This window comes from Stenotrophomonas sp. JAI102, assembly GCF_013409105.1.
Taxonomy (GTDB): domain Bacteria; phylum Pseudomonadota; class Gammaproteobacteria; order Xanthomonadales; family Xanthomonadaceae; genus Stenotrophomonas; species Stenotrophomonas maltophilia_AA.
Genome location: NZ_JACCCI010000003.1, coordinates 354943 through 377441, shown reverse-complemented (window position 1 = coordinate 377441; position 22499 = coordinate 354943). Strand labels below are relative to the sequence as shown.

The window sequence follows — 22499 nt, the reverse complement described above, 5'->3', positions numbered from 1 at the left end:
CTATCGCCCGGCGCGCGGCTGCCGGACAATGCCCCTCCCCGTTGTCGAGTCGCCGCCATGCCGTGGATGGGCATCCAGGATCTGTGGACCTATGTCGCTGCCGTGCTGGTGTTCCTGGCGTTGCCGGGACCGGGCACCTTCACCCTGCTCACCGCCACCGGTCGCGGTGGGGTGCGCGGCGGCTATACGGCGCTGTTCGGCCTGTTGCTGGGCGACCAGATCCTGATGTGGCTGGCGGTGGCCGGCGTGGCCGCACTGCTCAAGGCCAACCCGCTGGTGTTCCACGCCGTGCAGTACCTGGGGGCGGCCTACCTGGTGTGGATCGGCATCGGCCTGCTGCGCCAGCCACGCGCCCAGGGCGAGGAAGGCGGTATCCGGCTCACCCCGGGCCACTACTTCCGCCAGGCGGTGCTGATCAACCTGCTCAACCCGAAGGCGATCATCTTCTACATGGCCTTCCTGCCACTGTTCATCGATCCGGCGCGTCACCAGGGCGTGGTGACGTTTGCGACCATGGCGCTGATCATCTTCGCCATGGGACTGGCGTACTGCTCGGTGCTGATCGGGGTCGGCAATCTGTTGCGCCGTCGGATTCTCCAGCACCCGCGGGTCGGGCTCTGGCTGAGGCGCGTGGCGGGCGTGTTCCTGGTCGGGTTCGGCGTGCGGCTGGGCGTCAGCGGCTGAGGCCGGCCCGCCGCGGGAAGGGCGGCCACCGCGCGCGCCCCGTTCGTCAGCGCCGCATCGCGTCGCGCAGGTAGTCGATGAACACCCGCAGCTTGGGCGCCATCTGCTCGCGGGCCGGGTAGTACAGATGGAACCCGGCGAACGGCTGCTGCCAGTCCTGCAGCACGCACTGCAGGCGGCCGGCCGCCACATCGCCGGCGTAGAGCGCCTCGAACCCCTGCGCCAGGCCCATGCCGCCGATCACCGCGGCACGGATCAGGCCGGCGTCGTTGAATACCAGCCGGCCGGCCACCTCGACCTCGAGATCGCGGCCGTCGCGGGTGAACTCCCATGCCATGCGCCGGCCGGTGCTGAGCCGATGCACGATGCACTCGTGCGTGACCAGTTCGGCCGGGGTCGCGGGCACGCCGTGCGTGGCCAGATAGTCCGGCGTGGCCACCACCACTTGGCGCTCCAGCGGCCCGATCGGTACCGCGATCATGCCACGGGCCAGGCTTTCGCCCAGCCGGACCCCGGCGTCGAAGCCGCCGGCGACCAGGTCGCTCAGCGCGGTTTCCACGAACAGCTCCACCTCGATTTGTGGATACCGCGCCAGGAAGCCCGGCAGGTGCGGCAGCACCAGCAGTTCGGCGGCGATCCGTGGCACGTTGATGCGCAGCTTGCCCGCGGGCACATCGCGCACCTGGTCCAGTTCCTCGAAGGCGGCGTCGATCCGGGCCAGGCCCTCGCGCACCTGTGCCAGGAAGCGCGCGCCCTGCTCGGTCAGCCCGACCCGGCGCGTGGTCCGCTGCAGCAGCCGCACGCCGAGATGGGCTTCCAGCGCGCGCACGGTCTGCGACAGCGCCGAGGGCGACACGCCCAGCTCGTCGGCGGCGCGGGTGAAGCTGGCATGGTGCGCGACGCGGGCGAAGGCGGCCACGGCGGGCAGCGGGTGCTGGGCACTCATTGTGAAGGCTGGCTTCAAGGACGATGCAGGAGCAGCCAGTTTATCCACATAGTCCGCAGGAGGATGCTGGGGGTGTTCCCTCTCTTCCCCCCGGAGTACCCGATGCAGACCCGTACCCTTGGCCGCACTGGCCCCACCGTCTCCGCGCTTGGCCTGGGCTGCATGGGCATGAGCGCCTTCTACGGCGGCCGCGGCAGCGATGCCGAATCGATCGCGGTCATCCACCGCGCGCTGGAGCGCGGTGTCACCCTGCTCGACACCGCCGACATGTACGGCCCGCACACCAACGAGGTGCTGGTCGGCAAGGCGATCGCCGACCGCCGCGACCACGTGTTCCTCGCGACCAAGTTCGGGATCCGGCTGGAGCCGAGCGACACCGCCGCGCGCAGCGTCGATGGCCGCCCCGAGTACGTGATCGCCGCCTGCGAGGCCAGCCTGCAGCGGCTGGGCGTGGACCACATCGACCTGTACTACCAGCACCGCGTGGACGGCACGGTGCCGATCGAAGACACCGTGGGGGCGATGGCGCGGCTGGTCGAGCAGGGCAAGGTGCGCTTCCTCGGCCTGTCCGAAGCCTCGGCCGGCACGATCCGCCGCGCCCATGCGGTGCACCCGATCACCGCGGTGCAGACCGAGTATTCGCTGTGGTCGCGCGATCCGGAGGAAAACGGTGTGCTGGCGACGGTGCGCGAGCTCGGCATCGGCTTCGTGCCCTACTCGCCGCTGGGCCGCGGCTTCCTGACCGGCGCGATCCGCAACCCGGCCGATTTCGAGGTCGATGACTACCGCCGCCAGTCGCCGCGCTTCCAGGGCGAGAACTTCGACCGCAACCTGGCCCTGGTCGACGCGGTCACCGCGATGGCCAGCGACAAGGGCGTGACGCCCGCGCAGCTGGCCCTGGCCTGGGTGCTGGCGCAGGGCGACGATCTGGTGCCGATCCCGGGCACCAAGCGACTGGCCTACCTGGAGGAGAACCTCGGCGCGCTGCAGGTCGAGCTCAGTCCCGATGACGTGTCGCGCATCAATGCGATCTTCCCGGCCGAGGCCGCCGCCGGCGCGCGTTATGCCCCCGCGGCGATGGCGACGTTGAACCGCTGAGCTTCATCGGCCGGATCGGCAGGCGCGATCCGGCCGATGCCCCCTACGGGTGCGCCGGGAGGACAATAGCCCCCTCTCTGTCTGGATGGACCCTGGCCCATGCGTTGGCTCACCCCGTTGTTGCTGCTGCTGGCCATCGCGCCGGCCCACGCCGATGAAATCCGCTGCCTGACCGGCGGCAGCCGCCAGCAGATCCACCTCGAATGGAAACTCGCCAAGGGCACCGCGGACGGCGAACGGGTCAGCCATGTGCGTTATGCCGGCAAGACCCAGTGGCTGCGGCTGACCCTGGCATCGCAGGAGAGCACGGTGCTGGCCGAGGACCGCCCCTGGCAGTTCGACACGGTGTGGGACGAGCACCTGGACGGCAAGGTCATCGGCCACTATGCGATCAGCTCGCAGGGCGCGCGCATCTATGGCTTCTCGTACACCAACGCCCGCACCGGCCAGCAGACCGCGTTCGGCGAAGACGTCGAGGCGATCACCGACACCGGCTGCCACTGGGAATGAGTGTCCGGCCTTTGTGCCGGTTTCGTCACCTTCGCCCCGGTCATGCGGGCCGCGCAGCTGCTTACGACGCTTGGCAGTAGTAATGCTGCGCCGCGTTCGGTAAAACTCGCAGACTTGTCGTTAACAGTCATCCACCGCGAGGCCCCATGTCATTGCTCCGGCGCAAGTCCCTAGACACCGTCACCGTCCATGAAGCCGGCAGGCAACTGATCCCGACCCTGAGTTGGCCGCACCTGATCGCGCTGGGCATCGGCGCGATCGTCGGCACCGGCATCTACACCCTGATCGGTGTCGGCGCGAACCTGGCCGGCCCCGCGGTGCTGATCTCCTTTGCCATCGCCGGTGCGGTCTGCGCCTGTGCGGCCCTGTCCTACGCCGAGCTGTCGACGATGATGCCGGCCGCCGGCAGCGCCTACACCTACAGCTACACCGCGCTCGGCGAGGTGGTGGCCTGGGTGGTCGGCTGGAGCCTGATCCTGGAGTACTCGCTGGTGGTCAGTACGGTGGCGGTCGGGTGGTCCGGCTACGCCGTCGGCTTCCTGCAGGGCTTTGGCATCGACCTGCCTCTGATGCTGACCGCCGGTCCCCACGTGGAAGGCGGCTTCATCAACCTGCCCGCGGTGCTGATCACCTTCCTGGTGGCCGGCATGCTGATGGCCGGCACCAAGGAGAGCGCCACCCTCAACGCGGTCCTGGTGGTGATCAAGATCATCGCGCTGACCGTGTTCGTGGCGATCGCCCTGCCCCATTTCGATACCGGCCACATGGAGCCGTTCATGCCGTTCGGCTTCGTCAAGTCGCTGGGCGCCGATGGCGTGGAACGCGGGGTGATGGCGGCCGCAGCGATCATCTTCTTCGCGTTCTACGGCTTCGATGCGATCTCCACCGCGGCCGAAGAAACCAAGAAGCCCGAGCGCGACCTGGCGATCGGCATCATCGGCTCGATGGTCGGCTGCACCATCATCTACGTGCTGGTGGCGCTGGCCGCCGTGGGTGCGATGAGCTACACGATCTTCGGCCAGAGCGCCGAGCCGCTGGCGCTGATCCTGCGCGAGCTGGGCAGCCCGGGCGCGGCCAAGTGGATCGGCGCAGCGGCGGTGATCGCGCTGCCGACCGTGCTGCTGGCCTTCCTGTATGGCCAGAGCCGCATCTTCTTCGTCATGTCGCGCGATGGCCTGCTGCCGCGTGGCCTGTCCAAGGTCAGCGCGCGCACCGGCACCCCGATCGCCACCACGCTGTTCACCGCCGTGCTGGTCGCGGCGCTGGCCGGTGTGGCACGGCTGGATGAGATCGCCGCACTGGCCAACGCCGGCACGCTCGCCGCGTTCACCGCGGTGGGCCTGTGCCTGGTGGTGCTGCGCAAGCGCGAGCCGAACCGGGTGCGCAAGTTCCGCACGCCGCTGGCCTACGTGGTCGGCCCGCTGGCGGTGATCGGCTGCGTGTACCTGTTCTTCAGCCTGCCGAGCACGACCCAGCTGTACTTCCTGGCGTGGAACGTTCTGGGCCTGATCGCCTACTTCGCCTATGGGCGTCGCAATGCGGTGCTGGGCAAGGCGTGATCCGGGTGTGTGCCGACCCACGGTCGGCACCTACCGCCGCCATGGTCTGGTAGAGCCGAGCCATGCTCGGCCGCATTGCGTGATTGCGCGATTGCGCGTTGCCGAGCATGGCTCGGCACTACCGCTCCGGGATCAGGGTTTAGCTGCCTGTTGGGCATGCGCCTGGGCCTGCGCCATCACCCTCAGCAGGTTGCCGCCCCAGATACCGGCGATCTGCTGCTCGCTGTAGCCCTTGCGCAGCAGCCACGCGGTGATCTTGGGCAACTGGCTCACGTCGGGCAGGTCGGCCAGGCCACCGCCGCCGTCCCAGTCCAGCCCGATGCCCACGTGCTCAGGGCCGACCACCTTCAGGATGTGCTCGAAGTGGGCGAAGAAATCGTCGAGCGTGGCCTTGCGCAGCGGGATGCGCTGGTCGATCTCTTCCAGCCCCTTCTTCAGCGCGACGCCCTGCTGGATGCTCATGCCGTCGTAATCGGTACCGAGCTGTTCCATCAGGGCCGTCTCGGCCGTCTTGCGCGCCTCGCTCTTGCCGGTATCGATCAGGTAACCGCCATACGCGTTGACCTGGATGACGCCGCCGGCCTTGGCCAGCCGCTTCAGGCGCACATCGTCGAGATTGCGCGGATGGTTGTAGATCGCCTTGGCCGAGCTGTGCGAGAGCACGAACGGCACCGGCATGCGTTCGATCAGATCATCGAACACCGCATCGGAGGCATGCGACTGGTCGATGACGATGCCCAGCCGCACCGCTTCATCGACCAGCGCCTTGCCGGCCGGGCTCAGGCCCTTCCACTCGGCGCCCTTGGGATCGGTGGCCGAATCGGCGAACTCGTTGTTGGCGAAGTGCACCGTGCTGAGCAGGCGCAGGCCGGCCAGGTGGTAATAGCTGAGCAGCGTGGGGTCGTCGACCAGGGGGCTGGCGTTCTCCATGCTGATGTAGACCACACGCTTGCCGGCGGCCTTGATGCGCGCGGCATCGGCGGCGGTCAGCGCAAGCTGGAAGGTGTCCGGGTGCGCGGCGAGCATCTCGCGGATCTCGGTCAGGCGCAGCAGGCCGGCATCGCGGTCATGCTGGTGCGCCTGCGCGCTGCGGTCGCCCTGGTCGGTGTAGATCGCCCAGAAGCCGCCATCGAGCGCGCCTTCGACCATGCGCGGGTAGTCCACCTGCGACAGCGCGTTGTGATCGTGCCGTTGGGTGATGTCGAAGCCGTCGCGGTGGAAATTGGCGGGCGTGTCGAGGTGGCTGTCCAGGGTCAGCAGCCGGTGCTGCAGCGTGGACGCCCTGGCCAGTTCCTGCGGGGTGAATTCGATCGCGTGGGCGGCCAGTGGCGTGCACAACGCCAGCGAAACCAGCAAAGACAGACTGCGCAACGTCATGACACCTCACCTTGGATGGGAAGCGTCAGACCATAGCGCCGAGAGGACAACAAGCGGTAGTGCCGGCCGCTGGCCGGCTCCCCGCGACAATCGGACACCAGGAGGAGCCGGCCAGCGGCCGGCACTACCGATGCCTAACGTGGCCCGGATCCCGGTGCGGATCAGTCCACCACGCGGCAGAACACGGCCTTGAGGTAGCGCGATTCCTGCACGTGGGCCATGAACGGGTGGTCCGGACCGGCGCCGGCCACCTTCAGGATCTGGATGGTGCGGCCGGCGTAGAACGCGGCGCGGCGCAGCATGTCCAGGAACTGGTCCTCGGCCACCAGGCCGGTGCACGAGAACGTGGCGAGCAGGCCACCGGGCTTGACCACGCCCAGCGCCAGCTTGTTCATGTCCAGGTACTTCTTCAGCGCGGTGATGACCTGGTCGCGGTCGCGGGTCATCTTGGCCGGGTCGAGGATCACCACGTCGAACTGCTCGCCGCGGTTGGACGCATCGCGCAGCCACGGGAAGATGTCGGACTGGATGAACTTCGGACGCACGTTGTTGAGCTTGGCGTTGCCCTTGGCGATGGCGATCACGTCTTCATCGATGTCGATGCCGACCACCTCGGCCGCACCGCGCGCGGCGGCATACACCGCAAAACCGCCGGTGTTGCAGCACAGGTCCAGCACGGTCTTGCCTTCCACCTGCTGGCTCAGCCACTGGCGGTTCTCGCGCTGGTCGGCGAAGAAGCCGGTCTTGTGCGCACCGGCCGGGTCGGCGCGGAACTTCACGCCATACTCGGTGATCACCGAGGCTTCGGTGGTGGTGTTGCCGTGGAAGTCGAAGCTTTCCTGCTTCTGCACGTGTTCGTCAGCGAAGCTGTGGAAACGGCAACCCGGGAACTGCTCGCGCAGGGCCTCGTAGACCCACTCGCGGTGGCGGAACATGCCGGCGGCGAAGAACTCGACCACGACCAGATCGCCATAGCGGTCCACGACCAGGCCGGACAGACCGTCGCCTTCGCTGTGGACCACGCGCCACGCATCGGAGATCTCGTCCAGCTTGAGCACCTCACGACGCAGCGACACCGCCTGGGCGATCTTGCGCGAGAACCAGCCGGCGTCGACCGGGATGGCCTGATCGGTCTCCAGGATGCGCACGGCGATGCGCGAGTGACCGTTGTAGAAGCCACGCCCGATCCACTCCCCATCCACGCCGACGACGTCGACGATGGCACCGGGTTTGGGACGGACGGCCGGCTTTTCGACCAGTTTCTGGAAGATCCACGGGTGGCTGGAGCGCCAGGCGTTCTTGAGGCGGACAACGGGAAGGGGGGTATTCATATGCGTATTGTAAACGGCCCCCGGCCCCGGCCGGCAGGCCGCCATTTGACGCCGGCCCCGGCACCCCGCAGAATCGGCCCCAGAAGGGGAGTAGCTCCCAGACGTTGTCGCCGTCAATTCGAGCCCGCAGGCTCCGGTGCAACGGCAGTCCCACCCATCGGGACTGCGAGCGAGACCTTCGCCGTATGGCGAAGCTCTGTCCCCGGATCCCCCCGATCCTCCGTTGCAGATCCTCGCCGTCCGGCTTGAGGCATTCTATTTTTCCAACGGACAAACCCAATGCAGACGATCGGTAATGTGTGGTTGTGGGGCGGCTTCGGCGCGGTGGTGATCATCGCGCTGCTGGTCGATCTCGTTTTGATGCGACACGGCGGGCCGCACAAGGTCACCTTCAAGGAGGCCCTGTGGTGGTCCATCGGCTGGGTCGCGCTGGCCCTGGCCTTCAACGGTGGCCTCTGGTACTACCTGAACGAGACCGCTGGCCAGGTGGTGGCCAACAAGGTCGGCCTGGAGTTCCTGACCGGTTACCTGGTCGAGAAAGCCCTGGCCGTGGACAACATCTTCGTGTTCCTGATGATCATGGGCTACTTCGCGGTGCCCGAGGAACAGCGCCAGAAGGTGCTGATCATCGGCATCCTGGGCGCGATCGTGCTGCGTACGATCATGATCTTCGCCGGCAGCGTGCTGCTGACCAAGTTCCACTGGCTGCTCTACGTGTTCGGCGCGTTCCTGCTCTTCACCGGCTGGAAGATGTGGTTCTCGGCCGGTAGCGAGCCGGATCTCGAGACCAACCCCGCCCTGCGCTGGATGCGCAAGCACCTGCGCCTGCTGCCGGACTATGCCGGCAACGCGATGAGCGTCATGCGCGATGGCAAGCGCTGGTTCACGCCGCTGTTCGTGGTGCTGATCCTGATCGCGGTGACCGACGTGATCTTCGCGGTGGACAGCATCCCGGCGATCTTCGCGATCACCACCGACCCGTTCATCGTGCTGACCTCCAACGTCTTCGCGGTGCTGGGCCTGCGTGCGATGTTCTTCCTGCTGGCCGGCATGGCCGATCGCTTCCACCTGCTGCCGTACGGCCTGGCCCTGGTGCTGGCCTTCATCGGCATCAAGATGATGCTGATCGACATCTTCAAGATCCCCACCCCGATCTCGCTGGGCGTGGTGGCGGTGATCATCGCCGCGACCGTGGTGCTGAGCCTGAAGAACCCGCCGAAGGAAGGCGGCCACGCCTGACCGACCGTGCCGCCTGCGGGATTGTCCCGCAGGCGGTACCTCTCTCTCCCACGGCGTTGCCCTTGTGTTCATCCGGGGCGACGCCATCCCTAAGGCTATGAACGCCAACCTGCCCCAGCCCGCCGGCGCGCCGCCGGTCCCGTCCCGCAACGACCGTGGTGGTGTGCTGCGGGCGTTCAACCTGAGCCTAGCCTTCGTGCTGCTGCTGGTGGCGGTCTATACCGCCCAAGGCCACTTCGACTGGCGTCCGTGGGCGGTTGCCCCGCTGGACAAGGCCGGCCTGCTCGGCATTCTCGGTGCACCGCTGCTGCATGGCTCAATCCAGCATCTCGGTGCCAATGCGGCGGCCCTGCTGATCCTCGGCACGCTGGCCGGCAGCGTCTATCCCAAGGCCACCCTGCGCGCGCTGCCCCTGTTGTGGGTCGGCTCGGGGCTGGGCGCCTGGCTGCTCGGCGATCTGGGCAGCCACCATCTGGGCGCCAGTGGCATCACCCACGGCCTGATGTTCTTGGTGTTCGTGCTCGGCCTGCTGCGCCGCGACCGGCCGGCGATCGCGGCCGGACTGATCGCCTTCCTGTTCTACGGCAGCATGCTGCTCACCATCCTCCCGCACGAACCGGGCGTGTCCTGGCAGTCGCATATGGGCGGTGCCTTCGCCGGCATCATCAGCGCACTGCTGTTCCGCCTCTCCGACCCGATGGCGCCGCGCAAGCGCTACAGCTGGGAGGACGAGGAAGAGGACGACATCGAGGCAGCGCGCGACGCCGATCTGGAACCGCCCTCCCCGACCCGCGTCCCGGTGCTGTGGCAACCGCGCGAGGGCCGCGACTTCGTGGTGCTCCCGTTCCGGCGGCGCGATGAAGGGTCATCGCTGGACTGACCGCAACGCCATCTGATGGCATGCCGAGGTACAGCCACGCCATGCGTGGCTGCCGTGCGCCGGACATTCCGATATCGCGTCTACCGACCAAGGTCGATGCGCGCAGCACCGATCACGATCGTACCGACCAACGGTCGGTACCTACCGGGTCGCCGGTGTCCCATCCCCATCCACCGCACGCCGGCCCAGCGCCGGGTCATCGGTGAAGAACGCATCGATGCCGGTGGCCAGGTAGGCCCGCATCTCGGCGACCGAACCTTCCGCATTGCGGGCATTCGGCTCGCCGCTGCGGAACTCCGCGGCCTGGAAGTAGTTTTCCGGCCGGAACGTATACGGCACCACCATCAGGCCGGCCGCATGCGCATCACGCACCAGCGACGTCGGGGTGCCCAGTTTTCCCTGCGCGTCCAGCGGAATGACCATGCGCAGGCTCGGGCCGATGCCATCGGCGTAGGTGGCCACCTCGCGCAGCCCGGCCGGGGTGATCAGGTCGGCATAGCGCTGGCTGCCCTGGGCGGCCAGCACGTCACCGGGCTGCTGCTTCGGGTCACCGAGCAGCTGCAGCAGGCGGATGTTGCTGTCGCGACCGAGCTTGCCGCGCAGGTAACGCAGGTTGCCCACCTCGAACGACTGGATCGTCACCGGCGCCACGCGCGTGTAGGCGTTGCCCTGCAGCGCGGCGACCACCTTGTCTTCCATCGGCAGGCCGATGCGCGTGAAGTAGGTGCCGTGCTTGATCTCCGGTACCAGCCCGATGCCGCGGTTGGCGCGGCCGGCCTGCTGCACCAGGAAGGCGATGATCTCGTCCAGCGTGGCGATGCGGAACTGGCCGTCGAACGCGGTGCTGCGCAGCTGCGGCAGGCGCTCGCGGGCGTACAGCGTCTTCAGCTCGGCCAGGGTGAAGTCTTCGGTGAACCAGCCTTCGATGCGTTCGCCATCGATGGTCTTGACCGCCTTGCGGCTGGCGAACTCCGGATGCGCGGCCACATCGGTGGTGCCGCCGATCTCGTTCTCGTGGCGCGACACCAGCACACCGTCCTTGGTCATCACCAGGTCCGGCTCGATGTAGTCGGCGCCGTCGGCGATGGCCTGGGCATAGGCGGCGAGCGTGTGCTCGGGCAGCAGCGCACTGGCACCGCGGTGGCCGTAGACGGCGGCCTTGGCCGGCGTGGAGGAAGACGATTCAGCGCTCATGGCCACCGATGGTGCCACGGCCAGCGACACCAGCAACACACCTCCCCACAACTGCTTGGACACTGCAAACCCCTGTCGATAAAGAACCCGGTCAGTCTGCTGCAAGGCTGTGACAGCGCGAAGAAAGGCGTCCCCTACTTCCCGATGCAGAAGCTCGAGAAGATCCGCCCCAGCAGGTCATCGGCGCTCATCCGCCCGGTGATCTCGCCCAGCGCCTCATGGGCCAGGCGCAGTTCCTCGGCGGCCAGCTCCAGGTGCTCGTGGACCAGCTCCGATTCGGCGCGCTCGGCATGGCCGACGGCCTGGCTGATCGCCTCCACATGGCGGGCACGCGCGGAGAACTCGCCGTCCACGCTGTCGCCGGCGCTGCCACTGGCCAGCGCGCGCAGGCGCGCGTGCAGCTGATCCAGGCCGAGGCCGGTCGCGGCCGAGACATGCACCACGTCCGCCGGGACATCGGACGGGATCGCGTCCAGCAGGTCGCTCTTGTTGTGGATCCACAGCTGCTGCGGCACCTCGGCGATGCTGTCGCCCACCGCGGCGCGGCCGGCCTGCGGATCGCGCGCATCGACCACCACGATGGCCAGGTCGGTGCGCTGCATCTCCGCGCGCGCCCGGCGCATGCCTTCCCGCTCGATCGCATCGCCGCCTTCGCGCAGACCGGCGGTGTCGACCAGGGTCAGTTCCAGGCCGTCGATACGGATGGTTTCGCGCAGGGTGTCGCGGGTGGTGCCAGCGATGTCAGTGACGATCGCCCGCTCACTGCCGGCCAGCGCATTGAGCAGTGAACTCTTGCCGGCGTTCGGCGGGCCCACCAGCACCGCATGCAGGCCGTCGCGCAGCTTGCGGCCGCGCTCGGCATCGTCGCGCAGCCGGAGCAGCGCCTGCAGCGCGGTGACCAGGCCACTGCGCACCTGCGCCCCGCCGAGGGTATCGAGCGGTTCGTCGGCGAAGTCGATCGCCGCCTCCACGTGGATCCGCAGCAGAACAAGCTGTTCCGCGACCTCATCGACGCGGCGCGAGAACACGCCGTCCAGCGAGCGGCGGGCCGCGCGCGCCGCGCGGGTGTCGCTGGCGGCGATCAGGTCGGCGATGGCCTCGGCCTGGGCCAGGTCGAGCTTGCCGTTGAGGAAGGCGCGCTCGCTGAACTCACCGGGCCGTGCCTGGCGTGCGCCCAAGGCGATGCAGCGCGCGACCAGCTGCTGCAGCACCACCGGGCTGCCATGCCCCTGCAGTTCCACCACTTCCTCGCCGGTGAAGCTGTTCGGGGCCGGGAACCACAGCGCGATGCCGTCGTCGATCACCTCGCCGCCCGCATCGCGGAAGCGCGCGTAGTGCGCGTGCCGCGGCTGCATCGCGCGCACGCCGATGGCTTCGGCAATGGTGCGCGCCTGCGGGCCGGACAGCCGCAGCATGCCGACGCCGCCAGCGCCGGGCGCGGTGGCGATGGCCACGATGGTGTCGGGGGCATGGGTCATGTCGGGCTCACTGCAGCGTGCGGGGAATCAGGGGGCATTCTACGGACCACGCGGCTGCGCGGCCGCAGATGCAGGAAACCCGCCTTGCGGCGGGTTTCCTGTGCGGCTTACTTCTTGGCGGTGACGACCGGCAGCGGATCGCTGCCATGACGCTTGGTCATCCACCACTGCTGGAGCAGGCCCAGGCCACCGTTGACGACCCAGTACAGCACCAGACCGGACGGCATGAAGGCCATCATGACGCCGAACACCAGCGGCATCAGCTGCATCATCTTGGCCTGCATCGGGTCCATGCCCGGCGCCGGGGTCAGCTTCTGGGTGGCCCACATCACCGCCACGTTGATCACCGGCAGGATGAAGTACGGGTCACGCGCGGTCAGATCCTGGATCCAGCCCAGCCACGGGGCCTGGCGCAGTTCCACCGATTCCACCAGCACCCAGTACAGCGCGAAGAAGATCGGCATCTGGATGAGGATCGGCAGACAGCCGCCCATCGGGTTGATCTTCTCTTTCTTGTACAGCTCCATCATCGCGGTCTGGAACTTCTGGCGGTCATCGCCATAGCGTTCCTTGAGCTGCGCGATGCGCGGCTGGAAGCGACGCATCTTGGCGCCGGACTTGTACTGCACGGCCGAGAGCGGATACAGCACCAGCTTCAGCAGCACCACCAGACCGACAATCGCCCAGCCCCAGTTGTTGACGACCTTGTGGACCTGGTTGAGCACCCAGAACAGGCCCTGGCCGATGATCGCCATCAGCGAGAAGCGGCTGTAGTCGACCACGCGGTCCAGGCCCTTCACGTCTTCCTTGGCGATCAGGTTGACCAGCTTCGGGCCGACCCACAGGCGGGCCTCGGTGCTGACCTGCTGGCCCGGGGCCACGGTGAAGGCCGGGCCACGCGCTTCGATCTGGTCGCGGCCGTTGTTCTGCGCCAGCGAGTACTGCGCGGCCTGGTCGGCCTGCGGAATCCACGCGGTGAAGAAGTGGTGCTGCAGCATCGCCAGCCAGCCGCCGGTGATGGTGCGGTTGAGGTGGCCGTCGTCCAGGTAATCCTTGAACGCGCGACGCTCGTAACCGTCCTGCGGGCTGAACCAGGTCGCGCCGTTGAAGCTGAACGAGTCCGGGTTGGTCATGCTGCGCGAAAGGATGGTCGGGGTGCGGTCCAGGGTGCGGAACACGTAGCCGCTCCACGGAGCGCTGCCGCCGTTGACCACTTCATCCTTCACCGTGATCGCGTACTCGTTGCGACCCAGCGAATAGGTACGGCGGATGGTCACGCCGTTCGGGCCGGTCCATTCGAAGGGCACCGTGACCTCGTCCTGGCCCTTGGCCAGCTCGAAGTCGTGGTTGTCGCCGACCAGCTTGAAGCCGTTGGCGGCCGGCACCGGCATGGTCTTGTCTTCGCTGATCCAGCCACTCACCGCGCGGTACGGGTGGGTCGCCTCTTCGGTCAGCAGGCGGACCGGCGGGCTGCCTTCTTCCTTGGTCTGCGGGAACTGCAGCAGCTCGGCGTCCAGCACCGTGCCACCGTCCAGCACCAGGCGCAGCACGTCGGTGGTGATGGTCACGCGGGCCGGGCCCGTCGCGGCCTGCGCGGTCGGCTGGGCCGCCGGCAGCGTGCCGTCGGCCTGGGGCACGGCGGCACCGGGGATGCTGCCGGCAGCGGCACCCGGCACGCTGGCCTGGGTGGTCTGGGCGGCCACGGCCGGGGTCGGCGGCGCGGCTTTGTCGCGGCCCCACTCCATCCACAGCAACACGGCCACCATCAGCCAGGCAAAAATCAGGAAAACGCGGGTCTGGTTCATCAGCGTGCAGGCTCGGCGGGGCCGGCACGCAATGCCGGCTCGGACTGGGAAAGGGGTGCAACGCCCAGGGGCGGCGGCATTGTGCCGTCCGCGCCCGGCATGGGCAATGCGCCAAGGCGGCGCAGCAGGCGTTCAAAGGCCTGGCGGATTTCGGGATTGCTGGCGGTACGGGCGGCGCTGCGGGCAACGACGACGTAATCGCCGGCACTCATCCACGGCCGTAGATGGCGTGTGGCATCGCGCAGCACACGCTTCACTCGGTTGCGACCCACGGCTCGGGGATCGACTTTGCGCGACACCGCAAGACCCAACCTGGCTGGCGTATCGCTCTTCAGCCAGTGCAGGGTCATCAGCGGATCGGACACACGGCGGGCGCCGTTGAAGACCGTTGTATATTCGGCACGCGTACGAACCCGCGCAGAGCGAGGAAATCGCTTGCGCGGGTCGGAACTGCTCACAGTCAGGATTGCGTCTGCCGCGGAAAGCGGCATTGCAATCAAGCGCTCAGGACTTTACGGCCCTTGGCGCGGCGACGCGACAGGATCTTGCGGCCGTCAGCGGTCTTCATACGGGCACGGAAGCCATGGTCGCGCTTACGCTTGAGGTTGCTGGGTTGGAAAGTGCGCTTGGTGGCCATGCGGGCCTCTATATGAAGGGGACGGAAAGAACCGGAAATTCTATAGACCTCATCGAGGTCCCGTCAAGTGTCTGTCACTACGGGAATTCACCGGGCTGTGCAATAGCTGTGGATCATTTTGTGAATAACTTTGGGACAACCATTCCCGGCCCCCCTCGTCGGTGGTAGTCTGCGCCATCCATTCTTCCCCCCTTCCGGCCTGCGGTGCGGCGCTTTTGTTCGCCTATCCGCTGGCCTCAGACGATTATTGCCGATGGATGCCTGGTCTCGTTCCCTCGAACGCCTCGAAGCGGAGTTCCCGCCCGAAGATGTTCACACCTGGTTGAAGCCGCTGCAGGCAGATCTGCGCGCGGACAGCCTGGTGCTTTATGCGCCAAACGCCTTCATCGTCGACCAGGTGCGCGAGCTGTACCTGCCGCGCATCAAGGAGCTGGTGGCGCACTTCGCCGGTTTCGGCGACGTTTTTCTTGAAATCGGCTCGCGTCCGCGTCCGGTAGAGGCGCAGATCGCGTCGATTCCGGGCCTGTCGGCGCCCGCAGCCCCGGCGGAACCGCTGGTGCCGTTCGCCGGCAACATGGATTCGCACTACACCTTCGCCAACTTCGTGGAAGGCCGCAGCAACCAGCTGGGTCTGGCCGCGGCGTTCCAGGCGGCGCAGAAGCCGGGCGACCGGGCCCACAACCCGTTGCTGCTGTACGGCGGGACCGGCCTGGGCAAGACCCACCTGATGTTCGCGGCCGGCAATGCGATGCGTCAGGCCAATCCGGCAGCCAAGGTGCTGTACCTGCGTTCGGAGCAGTTCTTCAGCGCGATGATCCGTGCGCTGCAGGAAAAAACCATGGACCAGTTCAAGCGCCAGTTCCAGCAGGTGGACGCGCTGCTGATCGATGACATCCAGTTCTTCGCCGGCAAGGACCGTACCCAGGAAGAGTTCTTCCATACGTTCAATGCCCTGTTCGACGGCAAGCAGCAGATCATCCTGACCTGCGACCGGTACCCGCGCGAAGTCGAGGGCCTGGAAGCACGGCTGAAGTCGCGGCTGGCCTGGGGCCTGTCGGTGGCGATCGAGCCGCCGGACTTCGAAACGCGTGCAGCGATCGTGCTGGCCAAGGCCCGCGAGCGTGGCACCGATATCCCCGACGATGTGGCGTTTCTGATTGCCAAGAAGATGCGCTCCAATGTCCGCGACCTCGAAGGTGCGTTGAATACCCTGGCCGCCCGCGCCAATTTCACCGGCCGTGCGATCACCACTGATTTCGCCCAGGAAACCCTGCGCGACCTGCTTCGCGCCCAGCAGCAGGCGATCAGCATTCCCAACATCCAGAAAACCGTGGCCGACTACTACGGGCTGCAGATCAAGGATCTGCTGTCCAAGCGTCGGACCCGGTCGCTGGCCCGTCCCCGTCAGGTCGCCATGGCCCTGACCAAGGAACTGACCGAGCACAGCCTGCCGGAAATCGGCGACGCCTTTGCCGGGCGGGACCACACCACGGTGCTGCATGCCTGCCGGCAGATCCGGACGTTGATGGAAGCGGACGGCAAGTTGCGGGAAGACTGGGACAAGCTGATCCGGAAGTTGAGCGAATGATGCATGTACGCCGCTAAGGCGTCATCGCATAAAACGGTGCAGAATCCGGTAGTAAGCGCGGGATAGGTTGTGGATAAGAAACCCGGTCGATTCGACGGTAAAGTTATCCACAGCTTTCCCCACCCCTTGGGGGCTAGTAATGCAGAGGGTTTCGAGGTCAGAAATCCTTTTGTTTACAAAGGCTTAGTCGTGTTTTCCCGCGATTCTGGCCCTACCAGCACCACCAAGCTTTTGATTTATTCCACATTTTTTTAAAGCATAGGGGCACGGAACCACATGCGTTTCACACTGCAGCGCGAAGCCTTTCTCAAGCCGTTGGCACAAGTCGTCAACGTGGTCGAACGCCGCCAGACCCTGCCGGTTCTGGCTAATTTCCTGGTTCAGGTCCAGAACGGACAGCTGTCGCTGACCGGCACGGACCTGGAAGTGGAAATGGTGTCGCGGATCGCGGTGGAAGATGCCCAGGACGGCGAGACCACCATCCCCGCCCGCAAGCTGTTCGAGATCATCCGCGCCCTGCCCGATGGCAGCCGGATCACCGTCTCGCAGACCGGTGACAAGATCACCGTCCAGGCCGGGCGCAGCCGCTTCACCCTGGCAACGTTGCCGGCCAACGACTTCCCGTCGGTAGACGAAGTCGAAGCGACCGAGCGCGTGGCCATCGGCGAAGCGACCCTGAAGGAATTGATCGAGCGCACTGCGTTCGCGATGGCCCAGCAGGACGTGCGCTACTACCTCAACGGCCTGCTGTTCGACCTGCGCGGCGATGCCCTGCGTACTGTGGCGACCGACGGTCACCGCCTGGCGCTGTGCGAAACCGAACTGGAAAAAGCCAGCGGCGCCAAGCGTCAGATCATCGTGCCGCGCAAGGGCGTGACCGAACTGCAGCGTCTGTTGGAAAGCGGCGATCGCGAGATCGAGCTGGAAGTCGGCCGCAGCCATGTCCGCGTCAAGCGCGACGATGTGACCTTCACCTCGAAGCTGATCGACGGCCGCTTCCCGGATTACGAGGCTGTCATCCCGATCGGTGCCGACCGCGAAGTGAAGGTCGATCGCGAAGCGCTGCGTGCCTCGCTGCAGCGCGCTGCGATTCTGTCCAACGAGAAGTACCGCGGCATCCGCGTGGAAGTCTCGCCGGGCAACCTGAAGATCAGCGCGCACAACCCGGAGCAGGAAGAAGCCCAGGAAGAAATCGAGGCCGACACCACGGTCAGCGATCTGGCCATCGGCTTCAACGTGAACTACCTGCTGGACGCGCTGTCGGCACTGCGCGATGAGCACGTCGTGATCCAGCTGCGCGATTCGAACTCCTCCGCCCTGGTCCGTGAGGCCAGCAGCGAGAAGTCGCGTCATGTGGTGATGCCGCTGCGTCTGTGACCTGAGACGCAGGTTCCACGTGGAACCGAGTGATTCAGAGAAGCCCGGCAATGCCGGGTTTCTTTTTGGGTGGAAGAAACGATGTTCCACGTGGAGCATTCAGCAAATGGGCGGATATCGATACCGGTGTGCCGCCTGCTTGAAGCTTCGCACCTCCAGGGCAACGCCTTGTCGGCAGTGCGCTCGGTCGAAGCGGTCATTGGCAGCGGTGCGTCTCCTAGCGCGACGCGCACACGCCAGCATAGATCCAGCGCTGGCGTTCAACCAAAGGGCGATCTCGGATCCGGTCGGTAGCCCGCTGCTGCCGATGTCGATTCCCGAAGATCCAAGGTCGTGAACGAGCGGGATTTACCTCTTGCCCTGGAGCGCGGTTACAGCCTGCTTTTTGAACGGCTGAATCACAGCTCTATGCTTTTAAAAACTGTATATAAATCTAAAGCTAGGTGGTGGTGGTAGGGCCAGATTTGGTTGAAAAGTAGGTTAAGTGATTGGTTTTAAAGGCAAATATAGCCTCGAAACCCCCGGTAAAACAGGGTCTAAGCCTGGGGGTGATCCTGTGGATATCTTTCAAGGCCCTCCGAGGGGTGCTTTTTATCCACAGATTGCCCATGGGTTGTGCATAAGTCATACATGGGGGATGTGGACAGTCTCGTTTGGGTCTGCGTGGCGTCCGTTGGATTCTGGACAGCCGTCTCCACCGCTGGTTCGCAGAATTGAAAGAAATGGACGGTCTGCTCGGATCGAGCCGTCCTGACGCGTGGAGATCGGCGCGAATTTCTTGAAATCTGCAGGGCCTCCCTGCTGCGCACGCCTCAGATTTGAAGAAATTCAAGGCGTTTCTGGATCTCGTTGCTGCTCATCCAGGGACATGTTCCACGTGGCGCACCGTGTATGCCCGTCCCGGCCTGGGTGGCGGTGCCGCAGCGAGCGGGTTCGCATAGTGGCTCGCGCCCTCGGATGGATGCCTTTGGCGCCAGACATCCTTCTGGAAGAGCCGACATCCTTACCGCGGCCTACTCTTCGGGAGGCGGTGTCCCACGTGGAACCAGGACAATGCAGTAAGCTGATCGATTCCTCTACCCGTCTGCCGCCCCGTGCGGCGTTGATCGTCCGCATGCACATCCGCCGTCTGTCCCTGCACCAGGTCCGCCGCTTCGACACCGTCGAACTGGCGCCGAAACCGGGCATCAATCTGATCACCGGTGACAATGGCGCCGGCAAGACCAGTGTCCTGGAGGCGCTGCATGTGATGGCGTATGGCCGCAGTTTCCGCGGACGGGTGCGGGATGGCCTGGTACGCCAGGGGCGGGAGGCGCTGGATGTGTTCGTCGAATGGGACGAGCAGCGAGAGGGCGCCGATACGCCGACTCGTCGAAAGGCGGGGCTTCGCCACAGCGGCCAGGAGTGGAAAGGGCGGCTGGACGGGGAAGACGTCGCCCAGCTGGGCACGCTCTGTGCAGCCCTGGCCGTGGTGACCTTTGAACCTGGCAGCCACGCCTTGGTCAGTGGCGGCGGTGAACCCCGCCGCCGATTCCTCGATTGGGGCTTGTTCCACGTGGAACCAGACTTCATGGGACTGTGGCGGCGGTACTCACGGGCCCTGAAGCAGCGCAATGCCCTGCTCAAGCAGGGCGGGCACCCGCATGCCCTGGATGCATGGGATCGGGAGCTGGCCGAAGCGGGCGAACCCCTGACGGCCCGCCGTCAGCACTACCTGGAGCGGCTGCAGGAGCGGACCGTGGAACTGGCCGCCGTACTGGCGCCCAATCTGGGCATCCAGTCGTTGAACCTCAGCCCTGGCTGGCGCAAACAGGAGCTGTCCCTCTCCGACGCCCTGCTCCTGGCCCGCGAGCGCGACCGGATGGCCGGCTACACCTCGGTGGGTCCGCACCGGGCCGACTGGAGTGTCGGGTTCGAGACCATCCCCGGGCGGGATGCGCTTTCGCGCGGACAGGCCAAACTGACCGCCCTCACCTGCCTGCTGGCCCAGGCCGAGGACTACGCGGAACAGCGCGGGGAATGGCCGGTCATCGCGCTGGACGATCTTTCTTCCGAACTGGATCGCCATCACCAGGCGCGCGTGCTGGAGCGCTTGAAGGCGGGCCCGGCGCAGATCTTCATCACAGCCACCGAAGTCCCGGCGGCCCTGATGGACGCACCGGATATCACCCGGTTCCACGTGGAACATGGACAGGTCCAGCCTGTGCCATAGTGGTCCCCCCAGGGGCCACGGTGCCCGGCTGGTATAATTGCTGTTGCAACCCCTTATTACCCGGCGCCCCGCCTCACCGCGGTGGCCCGACCTGCGGAGCCTACGGCAAGCGCAATGACTGAAGAACAGAACATCCCCGCAAACAGCGGCAACTACGACGCCAACAGCATCACCGCCCTGGAAGGCCTCGAGGCTGTCCGCAAGCGTCCTGGTATGTACATCGGCGACGTCCATGACGGCACCGGTCTGCACCACATGGTGTTCGAGGTTGTCGACAACTCCATCGACGAAGCCTTGGCCGGTCACGCGGACAACGTCTCGGTCATCATCCATGCCGATGGCTCGGTCTCGGTGTCGGACAACGGGCGCGGCATCCCGACCGGCAAGCACGAGCAGATGAGCAAGAAGCTCGATCGCGAAGTCTCCGCGGCCGAAGTCGTGATGACGGTCCTGCACGCCGGCGGCAAATTCGACGACAACAGCTACAAGGTTTCAGGCGGCCTGCACGGCGTCGGCGTCAGCGTGGTCAACGCGCTGTCCCAGAGGCTGCTGCTCGACATCTACCAGGGCGGCTTCCACTACCAGCAGGAATTCGCGGACGGTGCGGCGGTCAACTCGCTGAAGCAGGTCGAAGCCAGCAGCAAGCGCGGCACCACCCTGCGCTTCTGGCCGTCGGTGAAGGCGTTCCACGACAACGTGGAGTTCCACTACGACATCCTGGCCCGTCGCCTGCGCGAACTGTCCTTCCTCAATTCCGGCGTCAAGATCGTGCTGGTCGACGAGCGCGGCGATGGCCGCCGTGACGACTTCCATTACGAAGGCGGTATCCGCAGCTTCGTGGAGCATCTGGCGCAGTTGAAGACGCCCCTGCACCCGAACGTGATCTCGGTCACCGGCGAGTCCAATGGCATCGTCGTGGACGTGGCGCTGCAGTGGACCGATTCCTACCAGGAAACGATGTACTGCTTCACCAACAACATTCCGCAGAAGGACGGCGGTACCCACCTGGCCGGCTTCCGTGGTGCGCTGACCCGTGTGCTCAACAACTACATCGAGCAGAACGGCATCGCCAAGCAGGCCAAGATCAACCTGACCGGCGATGACATGCGCGAAGGCATGATCGCGGTACTGTCGGTGAAGGTGCCGGACCCGAGCTTCTCCAGCCAGACCAAGGAAAAGCTGGTCAGCTCGGACGTGCGCCCGGCCGTGGAAAGTGCCTTCGGCCAGCGCCTGGAAGAGTTCCTGCAGGAAAACCCGAACGAAGCCAAGGCGATCGCCGGCAAGATCGTGGACGCCGCGCGTGCCCGTGAAGCGGCGCGCAAAGCGCGCGATCTGACCCGCCGCAAGGGCGCGCTGGATATCGCCGGCCTGCCGGGCAAGCTGGCCGACTGCCAGGAAAAGGATCCGGCGCTGTCCGAACTGTTCATCGTCGAGGGTGACTCGGCAGGTGGCTCGGCCAAGCAGGGCCGCAACCGCAAGAACCAGGCGGTGCTGCCGCTGCGCGGCAAGATCCTCAACGTGGAACGCGCGCGCTTCGACCGCATGCTGGCCTCGGACCAGGTCGGTACGCTGATCACCGCGCTGGGCACCGGCATCGGGCGGGACGAATACAACCCGGACAAGCTGCGCTACCACCGCATCATCATCATGACCGACGCCGACGTCGACGGCGCGCACATCCGTACGCTGCTGTTGACGTTCTTCTACCGTCAGATGCCGGAGCTGATCGAGCGCGGCCACATCTACATCGGGCTGCCGCCGCTGTACAAGATCAAGCAGGGTAAGCAGGAGCTGTACCTGAAGGACGACCCGGCACTGGACGCGTACCTGGCCAGCAGCGCGGTGGAAAACGCCTCGCTGATTCCGGCCGAAAGCGAACCGGGCATCGAAGGCGTCGCCTTGGAAAAGCTGCTGCTCTCCTATGCCTCGGCCCAGGAAACCATCGCGCGCAACGGCCATCGCTATGACCGCCAGGTACTCGAAGCGCTCATCGATTTCACCCCGATGGATCTGGAACACCTACGCAAGGCCGGTGCCGAGGAAGGCCTGGCCGCGCTGGCGACCCGTCTCAACCAGGGCAGCCTAGGCTCGCCGCGCTACACGCTGGAACTGCAGGAACCCACCGACGAGCGCCCGGCCGCTGTGCTGGTCACGCGTCGCCACATGGGCGAACAGATGATCCAGGTGTTGCCGCTGGCCGCGTTCGAAACCGGCGAACTGCGTGCCCTGCACCAGTCCTCGCTGCTGCTGCATGGCCTGGTCCGGACCGGTGCCAAGATCAGCCGCGGCGCCAAGTCGGCCGAGGTGGCCAGCTTCGCCGAGGCGCGCAACTGGTTGCTGGATGAGGCCAAGAAGGGCCGCCAGATCCAGCGATTCAAGGGTCTGGGTGAAATGAATCCCGAGCAGCTCTGGGATACCACGGTCAACCCGGAGACGCGCCGGCTGCTCCAGGTGCGCATCGAGGACGCCGTCGCTGCCGACCAGATCTTCAGCACGCTGATGGGCGACGTGGTCGAACCGCGCCGCGACTTCATCGAAGACAATGCGCTGAAGGTCGCCAACCTGGATATCTGACACAATCGGG

The 22499-nt window shown here is 66.1% G+C and carries 18 protein-coding genes; 10 read left to right on the top strand and 8 right to left on the bottom strand.

Annotated features, from left to right (window positions below; translation table 11 throughout):
• Positions 1 to 57: 57 nt before the first annotated feature.
• The gene (gene leuE / locus HDC96_RS14845; RefSeq protein ID WP_179460668.1) at positions 58 to 684 is read left to right on the top strand and encodes a leucine efflux protein LeuE; all 627 of its coding nucleotides are present in this window, start codon (positions 58 to 60) and stop codon (positions 682 to 684) included.
• A 46-nt stretch (positions 685 to 730) separates the two neighbouring features.
• On the opposite strand, the gene HDC96_RS14840 is transcribed toward leuE, so the two are convergent.
• A complete protein-coding gene (locus HDC96_RS14840) occupies positions 731 to 1630 on the bottom strand; it encodes a LysR family transcriptional regulator (RefSeq protein WP_179460667.1) in 900 nt (299 codons plus the stop codon).
• A gap of 102 nt (positions 1631 to 1732) precedes the next feature.
• On the opposite strand from HDC96_RS14840, the gene HDC96_RS14835 reads away from it, so the two are divergent.
• From HDC96_RS14835 to HDC96_RS14825, 3 genes are all read left to right on the top strand, one after another.
• Positions 1733 to 2728, top strand: a complete 996-nt coding sequence (locus HDC96_RS14835) for an aldo/keto reductase (protein ID WP_179460666.1) — start codon at positions 1733 to 1735, stop codon at positions 2726 to 2728.
• Between the two features lie 99 nt (positions 2729 to 2827).
• Positions 2828 to 3238: a hypothetical protein gene (locus tag HDC96_RS14830; protein ID WP_179460665.1), complete on the top strand. Its 411-nt coding sequence runs from the start codon at positions 2828 to 2830 to the stop codon at positions 3236 to 3238.
• Between the two features lie 146 nt (positions 3239 to 3384).
• The gene (locus HDC96_RS14825; protein WP_179460664.1) at positions 3385 to 4797 is read left to right on the top strand and encodes an amino acid permease; all 1413 of its coding nucleotides are present in this window, start codon (positions 3385 to 3387) and stop codon (positions 4795 to 4797) included.
• Positions 4798 to 4929: 132 nt separating this feature from the next.
• On the opposite strand, the gene HDC96_RS14820 is transcribed toward HDC96_RS14825, so the two are convergent.
• Positions 4930 to 6174 carry a dipeptidase gene (locus HDC96_RS14820; RefSeq protein ID WP_179460663.1) on the bottom strand — a complete coding sequence of 415 codons (1245 nt, stop codon included), beginning with the start codon at positions 6172 to 6174 and terminating at the stop codon, positions 4930 to 4932.
• Positions 6175 to 6335: 161 nt separating this feature from the next.
• Complete coding sequence (locus HDC96_RS14815; RefSeq protein ID WP_179460662.1) at positions 6336 to 7505, bottom strand: class I SAM-dependent rRNA methyltransferase; 1170 nt, start codon at positions 7503 to 7505, stop codon at positions 6336 to 6338.
• 279 nt (positions 7506 to 7784) lie between these two features.
• On the opposite strand from HDC96_RS14815, the gene HDC96_RS14810 reads away from it, so the two are divergent.
• Entirely contained in the window at positions 7785 to 8744 is a 960-nt protein-coding gene (locus tag HDC96_RS14810; RefSeq protein WP_123730941.1) for a TerC family protein, read from the top strand.
• Positions 8745 to 8841: 97 nt separating this feature from the next.
• Positions 8842 to 9624, top strand: coding sequence for a rhomboid family intramembrane serine protease (locus tag HDC96_RS14805; RefSeq protein ID WP_179460661.1), 783 nt, complete (start codon positions 8842 to 8844; stop codon positions 9622 to 9624).
• 141 nt (positions 9625 to 9765) lie between these two features.
• On the opposite strand, the gene HDC96_RS14800 is transcribed toward HDC96_RS14805, so the two are convergent.
• From HDC96_RS14800 to rpmH, 5 genes are all read right to left on the bottom strand, one after another.
• Positions 9766 to 10818, bottom strand: coding sequence for a glycerophosphodiester phosphodiesterase (locus HDC96_RS14800; protein WP_179460715.1), 1053 nt, complete (start codon positions 10816 to 10818; stop codon positions 9766 to 9768).
• Between the two features lie 134 nt (positions 10819 to 10952).
• A complete protein-coding gene (gene mnmE, locus HDC96_RS14795; RefSeq protein ID WP_179460660.1) occupies positions 10953 to 12296 on the bottom strand; it encodes a tRNA uridine-5-carboxymethylaminomethyl(34) synthesis GTPase MnmE in 1344 nt (447 codons plus the stop codon).
• 107 nt (positions 12297 to 12403) lie between these two features.
• Positions 12404 to 14101, bottom strand: a complete 1698-nt coding sequence (yidC, locus tag HDC96_RS14790; protein WP_179460659.1) for a membrane protein insertase YidC — start codon at positions 14099 to 14101, stop codon at positions 12404 to 12406.
• A complete protein-coding gene (rnpA, locus tag HDC96_RS14785; protein WP_176990745.1) occupies positions 14101 to 14592 on the bottom strand; it encodes a ribonuclease P protein component in 492 nt (163 codons plus the stop codon). The genes yidC and rnpA overlap by 1 nt, the downstream gene beginning before the upstream one ends.
• A 5-nt stretch (positions 14593 to 14597) precedes the next feature.
• Positions 14598 to 14738 carry a 50S ribosomal protein L34 gene (rpmH, locus tag HDC96_RS14780; protein ID WP_006404565.1) on the bottom strand — a complete coding sequence of 47 codons (141 nt, stop codon included), beginning with the start codon at positions 14736 to 14738 and terminating at the stop codon, positions 14598 to 14600.
• Positions 14739 to 14991: 253 nt separating this feature from the next.
• Here rpmH and dnaA point away from each other — a divergent pair, with 253 nt between their 5' ends.
• The 4 genes from dnaA to gyrB all read left to right on the top strand — a co-directional run bounded on the left by dnaA (position 14992) and on the right by gyrB (position 22489).
• The gene (gene dnaA, locus HDC96_RS14775; RefSeq protein ID WP_176990746.1) at positions 14992 to 16326 is read left to right on the top strand and encodes a chromosomal replication initiator protein DnaA; all 1335 of its coding nucleotides are present in this window, start codon (positions 14992 to 14994) and stop codon (positions 16324 to 16326) included.
• A gap of 276 nt (positions 16327 to 16602) precedes the next feature.
• Positions 16603 to 17703: a DNA polymerase III subunit beta gene (dnaN, locus tag HDC96_RS14770; RefSeq protein WP_019184048.1), complete on the top strand. Its 1101-nt coding sequence runs from the start codon at positions 16603 to 16605 to the stop codon at positions 17701 to 17703.
• A 1114-nt stretch (positions 17704 to 18817) separates the two neighbouring features.
• Entirely contained in the window at positions 18818 to 19915 is a 1098-nt protein-coding gene (recF, locus tag HDC96_RS14765; RefSeq protein ID WP_179460714.1) for a DNA replication/repair protein RecF, read from the top strand.
• Between the two features lie 114 nt (positions 19916 to 20029).
• On the top strand, positions 20030 to 22489 hold the full coding sequence (gene gyrB, locus HDC96_RS14760) for a DNA topoisomerase (ATP-hydrolyzing) subunit B (protein ID WP_179460658.1): 2460 nt from the start codon (positions 20030 to 20032) through the stop codon (positions 22487 to 22489).
• Positions 22490 to 22499 lie beyond the last annotated feature (10 nt).

Coding starts and splice junctions, on each gene's coding strand:
- leuE (WP_179460668.1), top strand. CDS start 58: ATGCCGTGGATGGGCATCCAGGATCTGTGGACCTATGTCGCTGCCGTG.
- HDC96_RS14840 (WP_179460667.1), bottom strand. CDS start 1,630: ATGAGTGCCCAGCACCCGCTGCCCGCCGTGGCCGCCTTCGCCCGCGTC.
- HDC96_RS14835 (WP_179460666.1), top strand. CDS start 1,733: ATGCAGACCCGTACCCTTGGCCGCACTGGCCCCACCGTCTCCGCGCTT.
- HDC96_RS14830 (WP_179460665.1), top strand. CDS start 2,828: ATGCGTTGGCTCACCCCGTTGTTGCTGCTGCTGGCCATCGCGCCGGCC.
- HDC96_RS14825 (WP_179460664.1), top strand. CDS start 3,385: ATGTCATTGCTCCGGCGCAAGTCCCTAGACACCGTCACCGTCCATGAA.
- HDC96_RS14820 (WP_179460663.1), bottom strand. CDS start 6,174: ATGACGTTGCGCAGTCTGTCTTTGCTGGTTTCGCTGGCGTTGTGCACG.
- HDC96_RS14815 (WP_179460662.1), bottom strand. CDS start 7,505: ATGAATACCCCCCTTCCCGTTGTCCGCCTCAAGAACGCCTGGCGCTCC.
- HDC96_RS14810 (WP_123730941.1), top strand. CDS start 7,785: ATGCAGACGATCGGTAATGTGTGGTTGTGGGGCGGCTTCGGCGCGGTG.
- HDC96_RS14805 (WP_179460661.1), top strand. CDS start 8,842: ATGAACGCCAACCTGCCCCAGCCCGCCGGCGCGCCGCCGGTCCCGTCC.
- HDC96_RS14800 (WP_179460715.1), bottom strand. CDS start 10,818: ATGAGCGCTGAATCGTCTTCCTCCACGCCGGCCAAGGCCGCCGTCTAC.
- mnmE (WP_179460660.1), bottom strand. CDS start 12,296: ATGACCCATGCCCCCGACACCATCGTGGCCATCGCCACCGCGCCCGGC.
- yidC (WP_179460659.1), bottom strand. CDS start 14,101: ATGAACCAGACCCGCGTTTTCCTGATTTTTGCCTGGCTGATGGTGGCC.
- rnpA (WP_176990745.1), bottom strand. CDS start 14,592: ATGCCGCTTTCCGCGGCAGACGCAATCCTGACTGTGAGCAGTTCCGAC.
- rpmH (WP_006404565.1), bottom strand. CDS start 14,738: ATGGCCACCAAGCGCACTTTCCAACCCAGCAACCTCAAGCGTAAGCGC.
- dnaA (WP_176990746.1), top strand. CDS start 14,992: ATGGATGCCTGGTCTCGTTCCCTCGAACGCCTCGAAGCGGAGTTCCCG.
- dnaN (WP_019184048.1), top strand. CDS start 16,603: ATGCGTTTCACACTGCAGCGCGAAGCCTTTCTCAAGCCGTTGGCACAA.
- recF (WP_179460714.1), top strand. CDS start 18,818: ATGCACATCCGCCGTCTGTCCCTGCACCAGGTCCGCCGCTTCGACACC.
- gyrB (WP_179460658.1), top strand. CDS start 20,030: ATGACTGAAGAACAGAACATCCCCGCAAACAGCGGCAACTACGACGCC.